This window comes from Paeniglutamicibacter sp., assembly GCF_046714615.1.
Lineage (GTDB): Bacteria > Actinomycetota > Actinomycetes > Actinomycetales > Micrococcaceae > Paeniglutamicibacter.
The window spans coordinates 1-14,241 of sequence record NZ_JBKKAP010000146.1 but is presented as its reverse complement, the minus strand read 5'-3'; the positions used below and the strand labels follow the sequence as shown (position 1 = coordinate 14,241).

General features: G+C 69.5%; 11 protein-coding genes and 1 pseudogene. 2 read left to right on the top strand and 10 right to left on the bottom strand.

Features of this window, described 5'->3' with window-relative positions:
• Window positions 1-113: 113 nt before the first annotated feature.
• Both glpK and ACLQ7E_RS17070 read right to left on the bottom strand, forming a co-directional pair.
• Complete coding sequence (gene glpK, locus ACLQ7E_RS17075) at window positions 114-1,628, bottom strand: glycerol kinase GlpK (protein WP_411733768.1); 1,515 nt, start codon at window positions 1,626-1,628, stop codon at window positions 114-116.
• A gap of 46 nt (window positions 1,629-1,674) precedes the next feature.
• A complete protein-coding gene (locus ACLQ7E_RS17070) occupies window positions 1,675-3,393 on the bottom strand; it encodes an FAD-dependent oxidoreductase (protein ID WP_411733767.1) in 1,719 nt (572 codons plus the stop codon).
• Window positions 3,394-3,578: 185 nt separating this feature from the next.
• On the opposite strand from ACLQ7E_RS17070, the gene ACLQ7E_RS17065 reads away from it, so the two are divergent.
• Window positions 3,579-4,595: an alpha/beta fold hydrolase gene (locus tag ACLQ7E_RS17065; protein WP_411733766.1), complete on the top strand. Its 1,017-nt coding sequence runs from the start codon at window positions 3,579-3,581 to the stop codon at window positions 4,593-4,595.
• 78 nt (window positions 4,596-4,673) lie between these two features.
• Here ACLQ7E_RS17065 and ACLQ7E_RS17060 read toward each other — a convergent pair whose 3' ends face one another.
• From ACLQ7E_RS17060 to carB, 8 genes and pseudogenes are all read right to left on the bottom strand, one after another.
• Window positions 4,674-6,725, bottom strand: a complete 2,052-nt coding sequence (locus tag ACLQ7E_RS17060) for a primosomal protein PriA (RefSeq protein ID WP_411733765.1) — start codon at window positions 6,723-6,725, stop codon at window positions 4,674-4,676.
• A 226-nt stretch (window positions 6,726-6,951) separates the two neighbouring features.
• Complete coding sequence (metK, locus tag ACLQ7E_RS17055) at window positions 6,952-8,157, bottom strand: methionine adenosyltransferase (protein WP_411733764.1); 1,206 nt, start codon at window positions 8,155-8,157, stop codon at window positions 6,952-6,954.
• A 200-nt stretch (window positions 8,158-8,357) separates the two neighbouring features.
• Entirely contained in the window at window positions 8,358-9,650 is a 1,293-nt protein-coding gene (coaBC, locus tag ACLQ7E_RS17050; protein WP_411733763.1) for a bifunctional phosphopantothenoylcysteine decarboxylase/phosphopantothenate--cysteine ligase CoaBC, read from the bottom strand.
• A gap of 105 nt (window positions 9,651-9,755) precedes the next feature.
• Window positions 9,756-10,019 (bottom strand): DNA-directed RNA polymerase subunit omega, encoded by a 264-nt coding sequence (gene rpoZ / locus ACLQ7E_RS17045; protein WP_411733762.1) that lies wholly within the window; start codon window positions 10,017-10,019, stop codon window positions 9,756-9,758.
• Between the two features lie 111 nt (window positions 10,020-10,130).
• Window positions 10,131-10,709, bottom strand: a complete 579-nt coding sequence (gene gmk / locus ACLQ7E_RS17040; protein ID WP_411733761.1) for a guanylate kinase — start codon at window positions 10,707-10,709, stop codon at window positions 10,131-10,133.
• Between the two features lie 11 nt (window positions 10,710-10,720).
• Entirely contained in the window at window positions 10,721-11,056 is a 336-nt protein-coding gene (mihF, locus tag ACLQ7E_RS17035) for an integration host factor, actinobacterial type (protein ID WP_411733760.1), read from the bottom strand.
• A gap of 394 nt (window positions 11,057-11,450) precedes the next feature.
• Complete coding sequence (gene pyrF, locus ACLQ7E_RS17030) at window positions 11,451-12,314, bottom strand: orotidine-5'-phosphate decarboxylase (protein ID WP_411733759.1); 864 nt, start codon at window positions 12,312-12,314, stop codon at window positions 11,451-11,453.
• Window positions 12,307-14,016 (bottom strand): annotated as a pseudogene (carB, locus tag ACLQ7E_RS17025) (carbamoyl-phosphate synthase large subunit); the annotation flags it as partial. The pseudogene carB and the gene pyrF, both read right to left, overlap by 8 nt.
• Here carB and ACLQ7E_RS17020 point away from each other — a divergent pair.
• A partial coding sequence (locus ACLQ7E_RS17020; RefSeq protein WP_411733758.1) for a hypothetical protein occupies window positions 14,015-14,241 on the top strand: 227 nt, incomplete at its 3' end. The pseudogene carB and the gene ACLQ7E_RS17020 sit on opposite strands and share 2 nt — an antisense overlap.

Genomic DNA, 14,241 nt, shown 5'->3' with positions numbered 1-14,241 from the left:
TGGGTGTATCCCATGCGGCTAGGTTAGCAAGAGCACTGCGTTCATGCCCACATTCTACCCCACGCGGCAGGGCCCCCGCCCAGCCGCCGGGCCGGGCCCACGGCCCGAGTGGGCTAGCGCACGTCCTCGTCCACCCAGTCCAGGGTCCGGGTCACTGCCTTCTTCCACAGCCGCAGCTGGCGCTCGCGCTCGGCCGTTTCCATCAAGGGTTCCCAGCGCTTGTCCTGCACCCAGTTCTGCGCGAGTTCGGCCGTGTCCTTCCAGAAGCCCACGGCAAGTCCCGCGGCGTAGGCGGCGCCCAGCGCGGTGGTCTCGGTGACCTTCGGCCGGATCACCGGCACGCCGAGCACGTCGGCCTGGAATTGCATCAGCCCGTCGTTGGCCACCATGCCGCCATCGACCCTCAATTCCTTCAGCGGAACCGGCGCGTCGGCGTTCACGGCGTCGAGCACCTCGCGAACCTGGAAGGCGGTGGCCTCAAGGGCTGCGCGGGCAATGTGCATCTTGTTGGCAAAGCGGGTCAGCCCGACGATGGCCCCGCGCGCATCGGCCCGCCAGTGCGGGGCGAAGAGCCCGGAGAACGCCGGGACTATGTACACCCCGCCGTTGTCAGGAACCCCGGCGGCCAGCTCCTCGACCTCCGCGGAGGTGGAGATCATCCCGATGTTGTCGCGCAGCCACTGCACCAGCGATCCCGCCACCGCGATGGAGCCCTCCAGCGCGTAGACCGGGGCCGCGTCGCCCAGCTTGTAGGCCAGGGTGGTCAGCAGCCCGTTGTTCGATCGCACGATCTTTTCGCCGGTGTTGAAGATCAGGAAGCAGCCGGTGCCGTAGGTGTTCTTGGCCTCCCCGGCACCGAAGGCGGCCTGCCCGAACGTCGCCGCCTGCTGGTCGCCCAGGATCCCGGCCACTGGCACCTCGCGCAGGAGCTGGGAGGAGTGCACGGCACCGTAGATCTCGGAGGAGGACCTGATCTGCGGCAGCATGGCACGCGGGACGCCGAAGTCGGCAAGGATTTCCTCGTCCCAGTCCAGCGTGGCCAGGTCCATGAACAGGGTGCGCGAGGCGTTGGTGACATCGGTGACGTGCACCCCGGCGTCAACCCCGCCGGTCAGGTTCCAGGTGACCCAGGTGTCGGTGGTGCCAAAGAGCAGGTCCCCGGCCTCGGCGCGGGCCCGCACCCCCGGCACGTTGTCCAGGATCCACTTGAGCTTGGTGCCGGAGAAGTAGGGGGCCAGCGGCAGGCCGGTGCGCTCCCGGTACCGCCCGGTCCCGCCCTCGGTTGCGAGTTCCTCAACGATTGACTGCGTGCGGGTGTCCTGCCAGACGATGGCGTTGGCGACCGGCTCGCCGGTGAACCTGTCCCACACCACGGTGGTTTCGCGTTGGTTGGTGATGCCGACGGCGGCAATGTCGTGCCGGGTGAGGTTCCCGCCTGCCAGCGCCACCGCGATGACCTCGCGGACGTTGCGCCAGATCTCGGTGGCGTCGTGCTCCACCCACCCGGGGTGCGCGAAGATCTGTGCGTGTTCCAGCTGCCCGGAGGAAACCGGCGTGCCGGCATGGTCAAAGACGATGGCCCGGGAACTGGTGGTGCCCTGGTCGATCGCGATGACGTACTGGTTCATGTCGGTGCCTTTCAACGGCGGAAAGCGGCTTGCTGTGTCGTGTGCGCTAGGCGTTGCTCAGGGCAACGCGCGCCCCGTGCTCCTCGGAGAGCACGCGCCGGCACTCATCGACCTGCGCCGCGGTTTCGGCCGGGTCCCAGCCGAGCACCGGCGCCAGCGCCTCGGCCACCTGGGCCAGCAGCGTCTCGGTGACCATTCCGCGGAAGGCCAGCGAGGTGCGGCGGATGAACACGTCGGCCAGCGAGCCGAGCTGCTCGAAGGTGCCCAGATAGCGCACCTCCGCCGCGGAGAGCTCCGGGCATCCGGGCAGCGTCGGGTCGTTGGGCCCGATGTGCTCCAGCACCGCGTCGGCGCGGGTGCCATAGCGTTGCAGCAGCACCTCGAGCCGTGCCCGCGGGGCCCTCCCGGCGCGCCGGGAATACCAGGTCTCCAGGGCCGCAGGGGTCTTGGGGTAGTCCCGTCCTCCGCCGATGGGCAGCGACCGGGTGCCGGGGGTGGGCGAGACCCCGAGTTCGGCCAGCACCTTGTTGCCCAGTGTCCTGCCCAGCGCGCGGAACGTCGTCCATTTCCCGCCGACCAGCGACAGCATCGGGGTGTCTCCTGCAAGCCTTGTGTGTTCGATCCGGTAGTCGCGCGAAACGAAGCCGGGGGCGGTGTCGTCGTGGCGCGGCAGCGGGCGCACCCCGGAGAACCTGTAGACGATCTGCTCCTCGGACACCGGGATGGACGGGAAGACGTGGCCGATCAGCTCGAAGAAGTACGCGACTTCCTCGTTGGTGCAGCGGGCGGGTTCGCCCATGTCCGCGTCGATGTCGGTGGTGCCCACCAGCACCCGGTCCCCCAGCGGGTAGATCAGCACGATGCGCCCGTCGGAGTGCTCGAAGAAGATCTCCCGCCCGTCGCAGGCGGCCAGCAGCCCGGGATGCTCAAGCACGATGTGGCTGCCCTTGGTCCCGCCCATGAAGCGGCTGGGGGTGCCGATTGCCGCGTTGGTCACATCCACCCAGGCGCCGGTGGTGTTGACGATGACCTGCGCGTCGAAGTCGAACTCCGCCCCGGTGAGCTCGTCGCGCAAATGCGCCCCGCGCTCGCCGTGCCCGATCAGGGCCACGTAGTTGCTGGCCCGCGCGTGCGGGTTTGCCTCCAGCCCGTCGCGCAGCACGTCCAGGGTGAGCCGTTCGGGGTTGTGCACCGAGGCGTCGAAGTAGGTGGCGGTGTACTTCACGTCCGCGCGCAGCTTGGGCAGCACCGCGAGGGAGGCCTTCGCCCCGCGGAACCGGTGCCAGGGCGTGTTGCGCCCGATGGCCCCGGCGAACACGTCGTACATGATCAGGCCGATCTTGATCAGCACCGCCCCGCGTTCGGCCCGCAGGCCGGGCCTGTGGGTCACAAAGCGCAGGGGCGCGGCCAGGAGCCCGGAGAAGGTGGAGAAGATCGGGACGGTGGTTCGCAGCGGCTTGACATAGTGCGGGGCGATCTCCAGCAGCGTGTTGCGTTCCCGCACCGCCTCGTGGACCAGGCGGAATTCCCCGTTTTCCAGGTAGCGGATGCCGCCGTGGATCATGTGCGAGGAGGCGCCCGAGGCGCCCTGGCAGTAGTCGCCGCGTTCCACCAGCGCCACGTCGACGCCCTGCAGCGCCAGGTAGCGGAACGTCGCCACCCCGTTGATTCCCCCGCCGACGATGAGCACCTTGGCTCCGGGCCGGGCGCGCAGTGCCGCCAGTTGGGATCGGTGGGACGCTGCGGCTTCCACGGTGGGGGCCATCCTTCGGTGTTGCAGTGGGCGTAAAGCGTGCTTCACATGGTCTTCCCGACATTACCGGGGCGCGGGTGCCGGTGCCTAGACCCCTGGATGAAGCGTAGGCGAATCGTTGCCGAATCGGAGCCGAACGAGTGCCCGCCCCCCTTCGCCTATCCGGCGCATCCCGCGCCGCGGGATAGGCTGGATCCATGCTCCCGACCTCGCCGCATTCCTCGCGCCGCGCCCTGAAAAGCATTCACCACGTGCACGGCTCGCGGGTTTCCACCTGGACCTACCCGGCGCTCGGCCCCTGCCGCGGCGTCATCCTGGCGGTGCACGGCTTCCGCGGCGACCACCACGGCCTGGCCCGCATCATCGATCAGCTGTCGGACTTCGCGATCATCGTGCCCGACCTGCCCGGCTTCGGCGCCTCGACCCCCTTCGCCGGGGATTCGACCCCTGCTTCCGGCGTGTCGGACCCCGGCGCGCCGGTGGCTGCGTCGTCCGCGGCGGCGCCGAGCCACGACGTTGCAGGCTACGGCGAGGTCATCGGGGCGCTGCGCGAGGAGCTGGGGCTGGGCCCCGACACCATCCTGCTGGGCCATTCCTTCGGCACCATCGTCGCCGCGACATTCCTGGCGCGGCATCCGGGCACCTTTGCCCGCTTGGTGCTGATCAACCCGATCTGCGAGCCGGCGCTCGAGGGCAGCCAGGCCGCGATGTCCCGGGCCGCCGGGGCGTACTACGCCGCCGGGGAAAAACTGCCGGCACCACTGGGCGAGGCGCTGCTGCGCTCGCGGTTCATCACCGATGTGATGTCGCTGGCCATGCTCAAGTCGAAGGACCCTGCGATGCGCGCCTATGTCCTTGACCAGCACCGGCGCTACTTCTCCGGTTTCACCTCGCGGGCCACCCTGCGCGAGGCCTATGGCGCGTCGATCACCGCGACGGTGCGCGATGTCGCTGCACGCATCAACGAGCCGGTGCTGCTGGTGGTCGGCGAACATGACGAGCTGGGGTCGGTGCCCGCCCAGCGTGCCCTGGCCCGCACCTTCCCGCGGGCGCTCATGCGGGTCATCGGCGATGTCGGGCACCTGATCCACTACGAAAAGGCACCCGAGGCCGCATCGCTCATCGAGGAGTTCCTGGCCAATGAGCACCCCTGGGTCCCGCGGGGAATGCCGCGCATGCTGTACCCGCACCAGGACCAGGCGAACGCACAATAGCCCGGGCAAAACGGGCCGACCGGGCCAGTTGAAACTCCGGGCCAGGTGGGGGCCGGGCCAGTCGAGGCCTGAAGAACCCTAGAGGATGCCGTCGGGGTCGATGCGGATCGAGACGATCGGTTCCTTCGCCGCACTGAAGGTGGCGCGCAGGGCGCGCAGGGCGGCGGTGACAGCGGGGCCCTGCGCGTAGGAGAAGAACAGCAGCCAGCGGTGCTCGCCCTCCCCCAGCAGCACCGGCCCGTGCCGGCGCACCTCCTCGCCCAGCGCCAGCGCCGCCATGAACTTGTCGGCCGTCGCCGCAGGTCCCTTGACCATCGCGGTGCGCACGGCAGGGGGCAGGCCCAGGGTGCGGCGCTCATCGAGTTCCGCCTCCGCGTAGGCGGCGGCGTCGAAGCGCACCAGCGCGCGCATCGGCTCCCCGGGCTCCCCCGCGACGACCACTGTGCCGCCGCCCGGGCGGCCCCCTGACGCATCGCGCCCGCGGGCCAGATGCGCTGCCCCCATCCAGCGGTTGAGCACCTCCTCGCCGGTGCGCAGCCCCTCGCGGGCCATCATCCGGTCCCCGTCCAGCAGCAGCACCGCCGCGTACCCGTTCTCGGCCACCGGCTCGGCGCCCGGGGTCGCCACGACCAGCGCCGGGACGGACGGAACCGTGTACAGCGGCTTCGCCCCGGTGGCGGCAACGACCTTGATGTTGGGGAAGGCGCGACCGAGCTCCTCGGCCGTGCGGTCGGCGCCGATGGACGCGGCACGCAGTCGCATGAAGCCGCACTCGACGCAGTTCCAGCCGTTTGCCACCCGCCCGCACCAGCCGCAGGCGGGCGCCCCGCGGGCGTCGTCCAGCGCCAGCGGACCGTTGCAGGCGGTGCAGCGGGCGGGGGTGCGGCAGCGTTCGCAGCGCAGCGCGGGCATGAACCCGGTGCGCGCGACCTGCACCAGCACCGGCCCGTGCGCCAGTGCTGCCTTGGCCTCGCGCCAGGCGGCTGCAGGGAGCCGGGCAGCGTGCAACAGCGGGTCGCGGTCGGCCTCGAATTCGTCGGAGGCGGCAATGACACGCGGCGCGTGGGCGCGCAGCAGCTTCCGATCGGCTCCCAGTTCCTTCGCCCAGCCGCTGCGGACCAGGCGCTGGGCCTCGGCGCTGCGCCCGGGCGCTGCAAGCAGCAGCCCCGCGTTCTCGATCCCGCAGCGCAGCAGCAGGACCTCGCGGGCATGGTGGTAGGGGGCGCGCGGTTCGGCGTGCGAGGTGTCGGCGTCGTCCCAGATGACGGCCAGGCCCAGGTCGCGCACCGGGGCGAAGGCTGCATTGCGGGTGCCGACGACCAGCCGGGCGTGTCCGCGGGCGACACGCAGGAAGCTGCGGTAGCGCGGGGTCGCCCCGTCCTCGGCGCTGAGCCGGGCATAGGCGTGTGCGCCGATGCGCCCATCGAGGGTGGCGCAGAGCCTGGCGAGGTCGCGGGCGTCGGGAACCACAATGAGCACCCCGCGCCCGGAGGCCAAGGTCAGTTCGGCGGCCTCAAGCAGCAGCACCGGCCAGTCCCCGGGCCGGTTGGGCACGGCCGACAGCACGGCGCGCGGGGCGCCGCCGGCGCGCAGCGCCTGGGCGAACTCGGCGCCGCCGTGGTACTCCGTGAGCAATGCGTCGGACGGTTCGTCCGGGGAATTTTCTGCCGGTTCAGCTTCGGGCGCGGACTCGTCGGCCACCGGTTTCTCGGTCTCCACCCGGGCCATGCGGGCCGGGACGGCCGAGCGCAGCACGTCCCACACCCCGCCGGCATAGCGTTCGGCCACGGCCCTGGCCACCGCGAGCACCGGGGCGGACAGGACAATTTCCGGGGACACGACGGTGCGCAGCGGCTGCAGCTTGAGCCCCGGCTCGGAGTGTTCGAGCCGCTCGGCGAGGTAACCGGCAAGCTCCTGCCCGCCGAAGCGCACCTTGACCCGGACGCCCGGTTGCGCCGCCGCGTCGAGCTCTGCGGGCACCAGGTAGTCGAAGGGGCGGTCCAGGTGCGGGACGGCGGAGTCGATCACGACCCTGGCGACCGGCAGCTCGCTCGCCATGTTCGGGATGCCGGGCATCGGGGAGGACAGGTCAAAGCCCGCCAGCAACGAGGGCTGCGCCGCCTTCTCCATGCACCACACCTCCCCTTGAACGCCTTGAAAATTACACTACCGCCGCCCTGCCCGCCAGTGCGCGCCACTGCCCGACGGTGGGAACGGCTTGCCTCGCAGCGGGCCCGCCCCTCAGGGGGCTTAACTGCGCATCGGGTGCCGCATCGCCTCGCGGGCGCGGCACCCGATGCCCGGAACATGTCCCGGCCTGGGTCCTGGCGGCCCGTGGACCGGCAGGTGTGGGCGCCTAGGCGCCGAAGTACGCCTTCAGGGCGTCGACGCGATCCAGGTTCTCCCAGGTGAAGTCAGCTTCCTCGCGGCCAAAGTGGCCGTGGGCGGCGGTCTTCTGGTAAATCGGGCGCTTGAGGTCGAGGTCCTCGATGATGCCCAGCGGGCGCAGGTCGAAGATCTCGTTGATCGCCGCGGTGATCCGCACCGGGTCGACGGTCTCGGTGCCGAAGGTCTCCACGTACAGGCCCACGGGGCGCGCCACGCCGATGGCGTAGGCGACCTGGACCTCGACGCGGCGCGCCAACCCGGCTGCAACCACGTTCTTGGCGACCCAGCGCATGGCGTAGGCGGCCGAGCGGTCGACCTTCGAGGGATCCTTGCCGGAGAAGGCGCCGCCGCCGTGGCGGGCATAGCCGCCATAGGTGTCGACGATGATCTTGCGGCCGGTCAACCCGGCGTCGCCCACCGGTCCGCCGATGATGAAGGGGCCCGAGGGGTTCAGGATGATGCGGGTCTCGGAGGTGTCCAGGTCAGTGCCGGCAAGCACCGGATTGACGACCTCGGCCAGCAGCCCGTCCTTCAGGTCCTCCAGCGAGAACTCGGCGGCGTGCTGCGAGGAGACCACGATGGTCTGCACGGAAACCGGGATGTCCCCGTCGTAGCCGACGGTGACCTGGGTCTTGCCGTCGGGGCGCAGCAGGGACAGCGTGCCGTCCTTGCGCACCTGGGTCAGCCGCTCGGAGAGCCGGTGTGCCAGGTGGATGGGGGTCGGCATGAGCGTTGCCGTCTCGTCGGACGCGTAGCCGAACATCAGGCCTTGGTCGCCGGCGCCCTGCGCGTCGCGCGGGTCAACGGCGGTGCCCTCGCGGACCTCCAGGGAGTTGAACACGCCGTCGGAGATTTCCTGCGACTGCTGCCCGATGGACAACGACACGCCGCAGCGCGCGCCGTAGAAGCCGTTGGCCGAGGAGTCGTAGCCGATGTCCAGGATGGTGCGGCGCACGATCTCCGGGATCTCCACATAGCCGTCGGTGGTCACCTCGCCCGCCACGTGCACCAGACCGGTGGTGGTCAGGGTCTCCACGGCAACCCGGGAGTTGGGGTCCTGGGCCAGCATGGCGTCGAGGATGGCATCGGAGATCTGGTCACAGATCTTGTCCGGGTGGCCCTCCGTAACCGATTCGGAGGTGAAGAGGCGTAGCTGCGGGGTTTCTAAAGTCACCTTGCCACTCTACCGGTAAGAGCACACGCCGGTCGGATCCGCGGATCCGTGAAGTCATGTGGAAGTGGCCACACCGACTTCGTGACGATTCGTGGCGCCCGGCAGCGCTTCATGACGCAGCGCGGCACCCGACTTGACTCGTCGCTCGGCGCAGGGATCCACGGCTCAGGGATCGGAGCCGGGGTGGGAGCCGGGGTCGGTCAGTGCAGCCTGACGGGGGCCAGCGCCCGGGTGACGGCCTCGATGACGGAGGCGGCGACCTGATCCTTCGACCCGGAAGCGCGCACCGCCTCGGTGCCGTCGGCAAAGAGGATGGTCACCGAGTTCTCGTCGGTCCCGAAGGTCAGGTTCTCCCCCACCTCGTTGACGACCAGCATTTCGCAGCCCTTGCGCTTCAGCTTGGCCGCCCCGTATTCGAGCACGCCCGCCTCCGCGTCGCCGGTTTCCGCGGCGAAGCCCACGATCAGCCCCGGCAGGTCCCCGGCGCTGCCCCCGGCGGCGCGGTCGGCGGCGCGGTCGGCGACCAGGGTGGCCAGGATGTCGGGGTTGCGCACCAGGGTGATCACCGGGTCCGCGTGGTCGTCGGACTTCTTGATCTTCGAATCCACGTATTCGGCCGGGCGGAAGTCGGCAACCGCTGCACTCATGATCAACACGTCGGCGCCGCGGGCGGCCTCCGCGACGGCGCCCTGCAGCTGCCGGGCGGTGGAGGCGGTGCTCAGTTGAACGCCCGCGGGTGCGGGCAGGTCCATGTGGGCGGCGATGAAGCGGACAGTGGCGCCGGCCGCGAGTGCCGCCTTGGCCAGGGCGATGCCTTGGCGGCCCGAGGACCTGTTGCCCAGGTAGCGCACGGGGTCCAGCGGCTCCCGGGTGCCGCCGGCGGAAATCGCGACAACCTTCCCGGCCAGCGGGCCGACGGCCGGCACGGCTGCGTCCGGCGCGCCTGGCACGGACACGCCGGGTTCATCTTCAAGGTAGGGCGCGAGCGCCGCGAAGATGTCCTCGGGCTCGGGGAACCGCCCGGCACCGGAATCCTTGCCCGTGAGGCGCCCGACGGCGGGCTCGATCACGTGCACTCCGCGGCTGCGCAACAGCGCCACATTGGCGACCGTGGCGGGGTGTTCCCACATTTCGGTGTGCATGGCCGGGGCCATGACCACCGGGGCTCCGGTGGCCAGCAACGTGCCGGTGAGCAGGTCGTTGGCCATCCCGGCCGCTGCCCGCGCCATCACGTCGGCGGTTGCCGGGGCGATGACGACCAGGTCGGCTTCCTGGCCGAGGCGGACGTGGTTGACGGTGTCCACTGCCTCGAAGACCGAGGTGCGCACCGGGCGCCCGCTCAGCGCCTCCCAGGTCGCCAGACCCACAAATTCGAGCGAGGCCGCCGTGGGGATGACATCGACTTGGTGTCCCGCCTCTTTAAACAGCCGTAGCAGCAAAGCTGCCTTGTAGGCGGCGATCCCTGCGGATACACCTAGGACAATGCGCTTCACTGCTACCACCGATGCGTTAGTGCGTGGCGCCGGCCCGGAGGGGCCGGTTGGCCCGATCCAAGGTGCGCCGGCACGCACGCGTTGTAATCGTTTGCGGCCGAGTGGCTACTCGGCGACTTCCTCGATCTTCGTGACGTTGAGCATGCCCTCGTTGATTTCGCGCAGGGCGATGGACAGCGGCTTCTCGTTCAGGCGGGTGTCGACCAGCGGGCCGACGTACTCGAAGAGGCCCTCGTGCAGCTGTGCGTAGTACGCGTTGATCTGGCGTGCGCGCTTGGCGGAGTTGATCACCAATGCGTACTTCGAATCGGTGGTGGTCAGCAGCGAGTCGATGGACGGGCTGATGATGCCTTCAAGGTTCGTGTTCACGAAGCCTCCAAATAACTAGTTGGTGGATCAAGACGTATGGGTACTGCATCCGCCGCTTTGTCCCCGGCGCCATGCGGCACCGGGGACACGGAGGGCCTTACACAAAAGTTTTTAGCGTGCGTGCGGGGTCAACCCCATGAGGGTCACCAGCTCGTTTGCGGCCCGCGAAATGTCGTCGTTGACGATGGTCACGTCAAATTCCGATTCCGCGGCAAGTTCCAGTTTAGCGGTTTCCAGCCGGCGCTGCTGCTCCTCGGGTGTTTCGGTGCCGCGGCCCACAAGTCGGCGCACCAATTCATCCCAGCTGGGAGGTGCCAGGAACACGAATGTCGCCTCCGGCAGGTTCTCTTTCACCTGGCGCGCACCCTGCAGGTCGATCTCCAGCAGCACCCGCTTCCCTGCGGCCACCGCCTCCTCGACCTTGGTGCGGATGGTGCCGTAGCTGTTCTGGCCGTGCACGACCGCCCACTCGAGCATTTCCCCGTCCTTGACCAGTTCGCCGAACTTCTCGGGCCCCACAAAGAAGTAATGCACGCCGTCGACCTCGCCCGGGCGCGGGTTGCGCGTCGTGGCGGAAACCGAGAGCCACACCTGGGGGTAGTTGTCGCGAATGTGGGTGGAGATCGTTCCCTTCCCTACGGCCGTTGGACCGGCGAGGACTGTGACCGTTGGGTGGGGGCTTGCCGTCATGGTGTGCTTCGTTACGCTTTCGTTTTGGGTGGCGATTGCTGGAAATGATCCACCAATGCGATGCGCTGTTTGCGCCCCAGTCCGCGCAGGCGCCGGCTGGGTGAGATGCCTAGTCTATCGATAAGCGTGTGCGCGCGGATCTCGCCGACGCCGGGGACGGACTCCAGGAGGTCCATGACCCGAAGCCGCCCGATGGCCTCGTCGGTGGGAACCAGGTCCAGGAGTTCGTTGATTCCCAGCTTGCCGGTGCCGAACTGGTTCTTGATTTCGGCCCGGCGCGTGCGCGCAGCCAACGCCTTTGCCCGCGCGCGAATACGGTCCTCGTCTGAGAGTTCTCGCAGTACCATGCCTTTTGCCGCCATTCCATCTATTGGGTCAAGCACCAGGGCAACAAGCCCTGAACTGAAGATAACGAATGATGGCCCCCGATGCAATGGTTAATCGTGCTGTGGCTACCACAAATGCGTGAACGAGGGGCAAATTCCGGTCGTTGGGCGCATTGCCGGGACGCGGGTGTAACCAAGATCATCCCGCATTCTTCGTTTGGGGCCGGATGCGGGCCCCACAAGCACCGATGTGTCGGGTGCCCCGGGCGCGCGATGGACCGCACCCGGCCTGGCCGAATCGGGGCGCCGCCGTGGCCCTTGAAGGGGGACGACGATGCCCCCGGCGCGACCCCATGTGGGGTTGCGCCGGGGGCATCGAAAGGGAACCGAAATCCGGTGTCCGCCTCGCGCGTGCCTAGAGCAGCGAATCCCGGGTTGCAGCAGCGGCGTCGCGCAGGGCGCCCGCATCGGGACCTGCCTTGAGCACGTCGCGACTGGAGGTGCCGAGCACCTGCGGCCAGAACGCGCCGAAGGACGCCTTCATGTCCGCACCCGTGGCACCCTGGGCGCCGAGGCCCGGTGCCAGGATCGGGGCGTTGGAGGCAGCCAGGTCGATGCCCAGTTCCTCCAGGGCCGCGCCCACGGTGGCGCCGATGACCAGGCCGGTGGACCCGAACGGGGTCGCTCCGGCGTTCTCCGCCGCGACCGCACCGACGATGCCCTTGGCCACGGAGTCGGCGCCGCCGACGTGCTGCACCGATTTGCCCTCCGGGTTGGAGGTCAGCCCCAGCACGAACACGCCGCGGCCGGTGGCCGCCGCGAGGTCAAGGGCGGGGCGCAGCGACTCGTAGCCCAGGTAGGGGCTCAGCGTCACCGCGTCGGCGGCCAGCGGGCTGCCCTCCCCCAGCCAGGCATCCGCGTAGGCGGCCATGGTGGAGCCGATGTCCCCGCGCTTGGCATCCGCGATGGACAGGACGTGTCCCGCAGCGCAAAGCGCCAGGGTTTCCTCCAGCACCGCCAGCCCGCGCGAACCGTGGCGTTCGTACAGCGCCACCTGCGGCTTCAGCGCCGCGACGTGCCCGGCCAGGGCCTCGACGACCCCCAGCGAGAAGCTGCGCAGCCCGTGCACATCGTCTTCAAGCCCCCAGGCCGCAAGCAGCGCCGGGTGCGGGTCGATGCCCACGCACAGCGGGCCGTGCGCGGCCATGGCCGCGGCCAGGCGCCGCCCGAAGGGGGCACGGGCGCCCGCGGCGGCGGCGCGTGCCGCCGCGCTAGGCATTGGCGCCGTCCTTGTTCGCCGCGGCTGCTGCCGCAGCGGCCTCGGCCACGCCCGCCGCCTGCAGGGTCTTGGCGTGCTCCTGCAGCGAGGTGACGGTCCATTCGAAGTGGCGCATCGCGTCGATGGCCTGGATCGCGGCACCGAATTCGGCAACCGTGGTGATGATCGGGGTGCCCACCGAGACGGCGGCGGCGCGGATCTCGTAGCCGTCGCCGCGTGCCTCGCCGCCCGAGGGGGTGTTCAGGATCATGGCGATCTCCCCGTCGGTGATCAAGTCGACGATGTTGGACTCGCCCTCGATCGATCCCTCGCGGACCTTGCGGACCACGGTGGAGGGGATGCCGTTGCGGCGCAGCACCTCGGCGGTGCCGCCGGTGGAGATGATCTCGAATCCGATGTCGGCAAGGTGCTTGACCGGGATCACGATGGAGCGCTTGTCGCGGTTGGCGACCGAGACGAAGACCTTGCCCTTGGTCGGCAGCGGGTTGTTTGCCGCGGCCTGGGACTTGGCGAAGGCGGTGTCGAAGTACTTGTCGATGCCCATGACCTCGCCGGTGGAGCGCATTTCCGGGCCAAGCAGCGAGTCGACGACCTTGCCCTCCGGGGTGCGGAAGCGGGCGAAGGGAAGCACTGCTTCCTTCACCGAGACAGGTGCGCCCTCGGGCAGGTTGGCGCCGTCGCCGGACTCCGGCAGCATGTGGTGCACCGAACGCAGGTGGGCGATGGACACGCCGACACCGATCATCGCCGCGGCCTTGGCCAGCTGCACGCCGGTGGCCTTGGAGGTGAACGGCACGGTGCGCGAGGCGCGCGGGTTGGCCTCGATCACGTAGAGCACGTCGGAGGCCAGTGCGAACTGGATGTTGATCAGGCCGCGCACGCCCACGCCCTCGGCGATGGCCCGGGTCGCGGCGACCACGCGGTCGCGCACGTCCCGGCCCAGGGTGATCGGGGGCAGCACGCAGGCGGAGTCGCCGGAGTGGATGCCTGCCTCCTCGATGTGCTCCATGATGCCGCCGACGTAGAGGTCGGTGCCGTCGAACAGGGCGTCGACGTCGATCTCGATGGCGTCCTCGAGGAACCTGTCAACCAGCACCGGGTGGTCGGCGGTGATCTCGGTGGCGTTGGTGATGTAGCGGGCGAGGTTGGCCTCGTCGTACACGATCTCCATGCCGCGGCCACCCAAAACGTAGGACGGACGAACCAGCACCGGGTAGCCGATCTCGTCGGCGATGCGCTTGGCTTCCTCGAAGGAGACGGCGGTGCCGTTCTTCGGGGCGATGAGCCCGCCGGCATCCAGCACGCGCTGGAAGGCGCCGCGGTGCTCGGCCAGGTCGATGGCCTCGGGGCTGGTGCCCAGGATCGGGACGCCGGCATCGGCGAGCTCCTGTGCCAGCTTCAGCGGGGTCTGCCCGCCGAGCTGCACGAACACGCCCAGCACGCCGCCGGTGGACTCCTCGGCGTGGATGACCTCCAGCACGTCCTCGAGCGTCAGCGGCTCGAAGTACAGGCGGGTGGAGACGTCGTAGTCGGTGGAGACGGTCTCCGGGTTGCAGTTGACCATCACCGCGTCGCGGCCGGACTCGCGAACCGTCATCGCGGCGTGCACGCAGCAGTAGTCGAACTCGATGGCCTGGCCGATGCGATTCGGGCCGGACCCGAGGATCACCACCGAGGGGTTGGCGCGCACGTACAGATCGGTGGACACCTGCGCGGCTGAGTTCGAGGCGGCAACGCCGTACTACTACTCCAGCCATGAGCGCGATTCCGACCCTGTCGGGGAAGTGCGTCGTGGCGACAACGACTCAGTGGTGATCCTGGGGTCTGGGCCCAACCGGATCGGCCAGGGCATCGAGTTCGACTACTGCTGCGTGCACGCCGCGATGACCGTCCGTGAGCTCGGACGCGACGCGGTGATGATCAACTG

What these genes read in the sequence shown, in the direction of transcription:
- ACLQ7E_RS17065 (WP_411733766.1), top strand. Translation starts at nt 3,579, where the DNA reads ATGCTCCCGACCTCGCCGCATTCCTCGCGCCGCGCCCTGAAAAGCATT.
- glpK (WP_411733768.1), bottom strand. Translation starts at nt 1,628, where the DNA reads ATGAACCAGTACGTCATCGCGATCGACCAGGGCACCACCAGTTCCCGG.
- ACLQ7E_RS17070 (WP_411733767.1), bottom strand. Translation starts at nt 3,393, where the DNA reads ATGGCCCCCACCGTGGAAGCCGCAGCGTCCCACCGATCCCAACTGGCG.
- mihF (WP_411733760.1), bottom strand. Translation starts at nt 11,056, where the DNA reads ATGGTACTGCGAGAACTCTCAGACGAGGACCGTATTCGCGCGCGGGCA.
- pyrF (WP_411733759.1), bottom strand. Translation starts at nt 12,314, where the DNA reads ATGCCTAGCGCGGCGGCACGCGCCGCCGCCGCGGGCGCCCGTGCCCCC.
- ACLQ7E_RS17060 (WP_411733765.1), bottom strand. Translation starts at nt 6,725, where the DNA reads ATGGAGAAGGCGGCGCAGCCCTCGTTGCTGGCGGGCTTTGACCTGTCC.
- gmk (WP_411733761.1), bottom strand. Translation starts at nt 10,709, where the DNA reads ATGACGGCAAGCCCCCACCCAACGGTCACAGTCCTCGCCGGTCCAACG.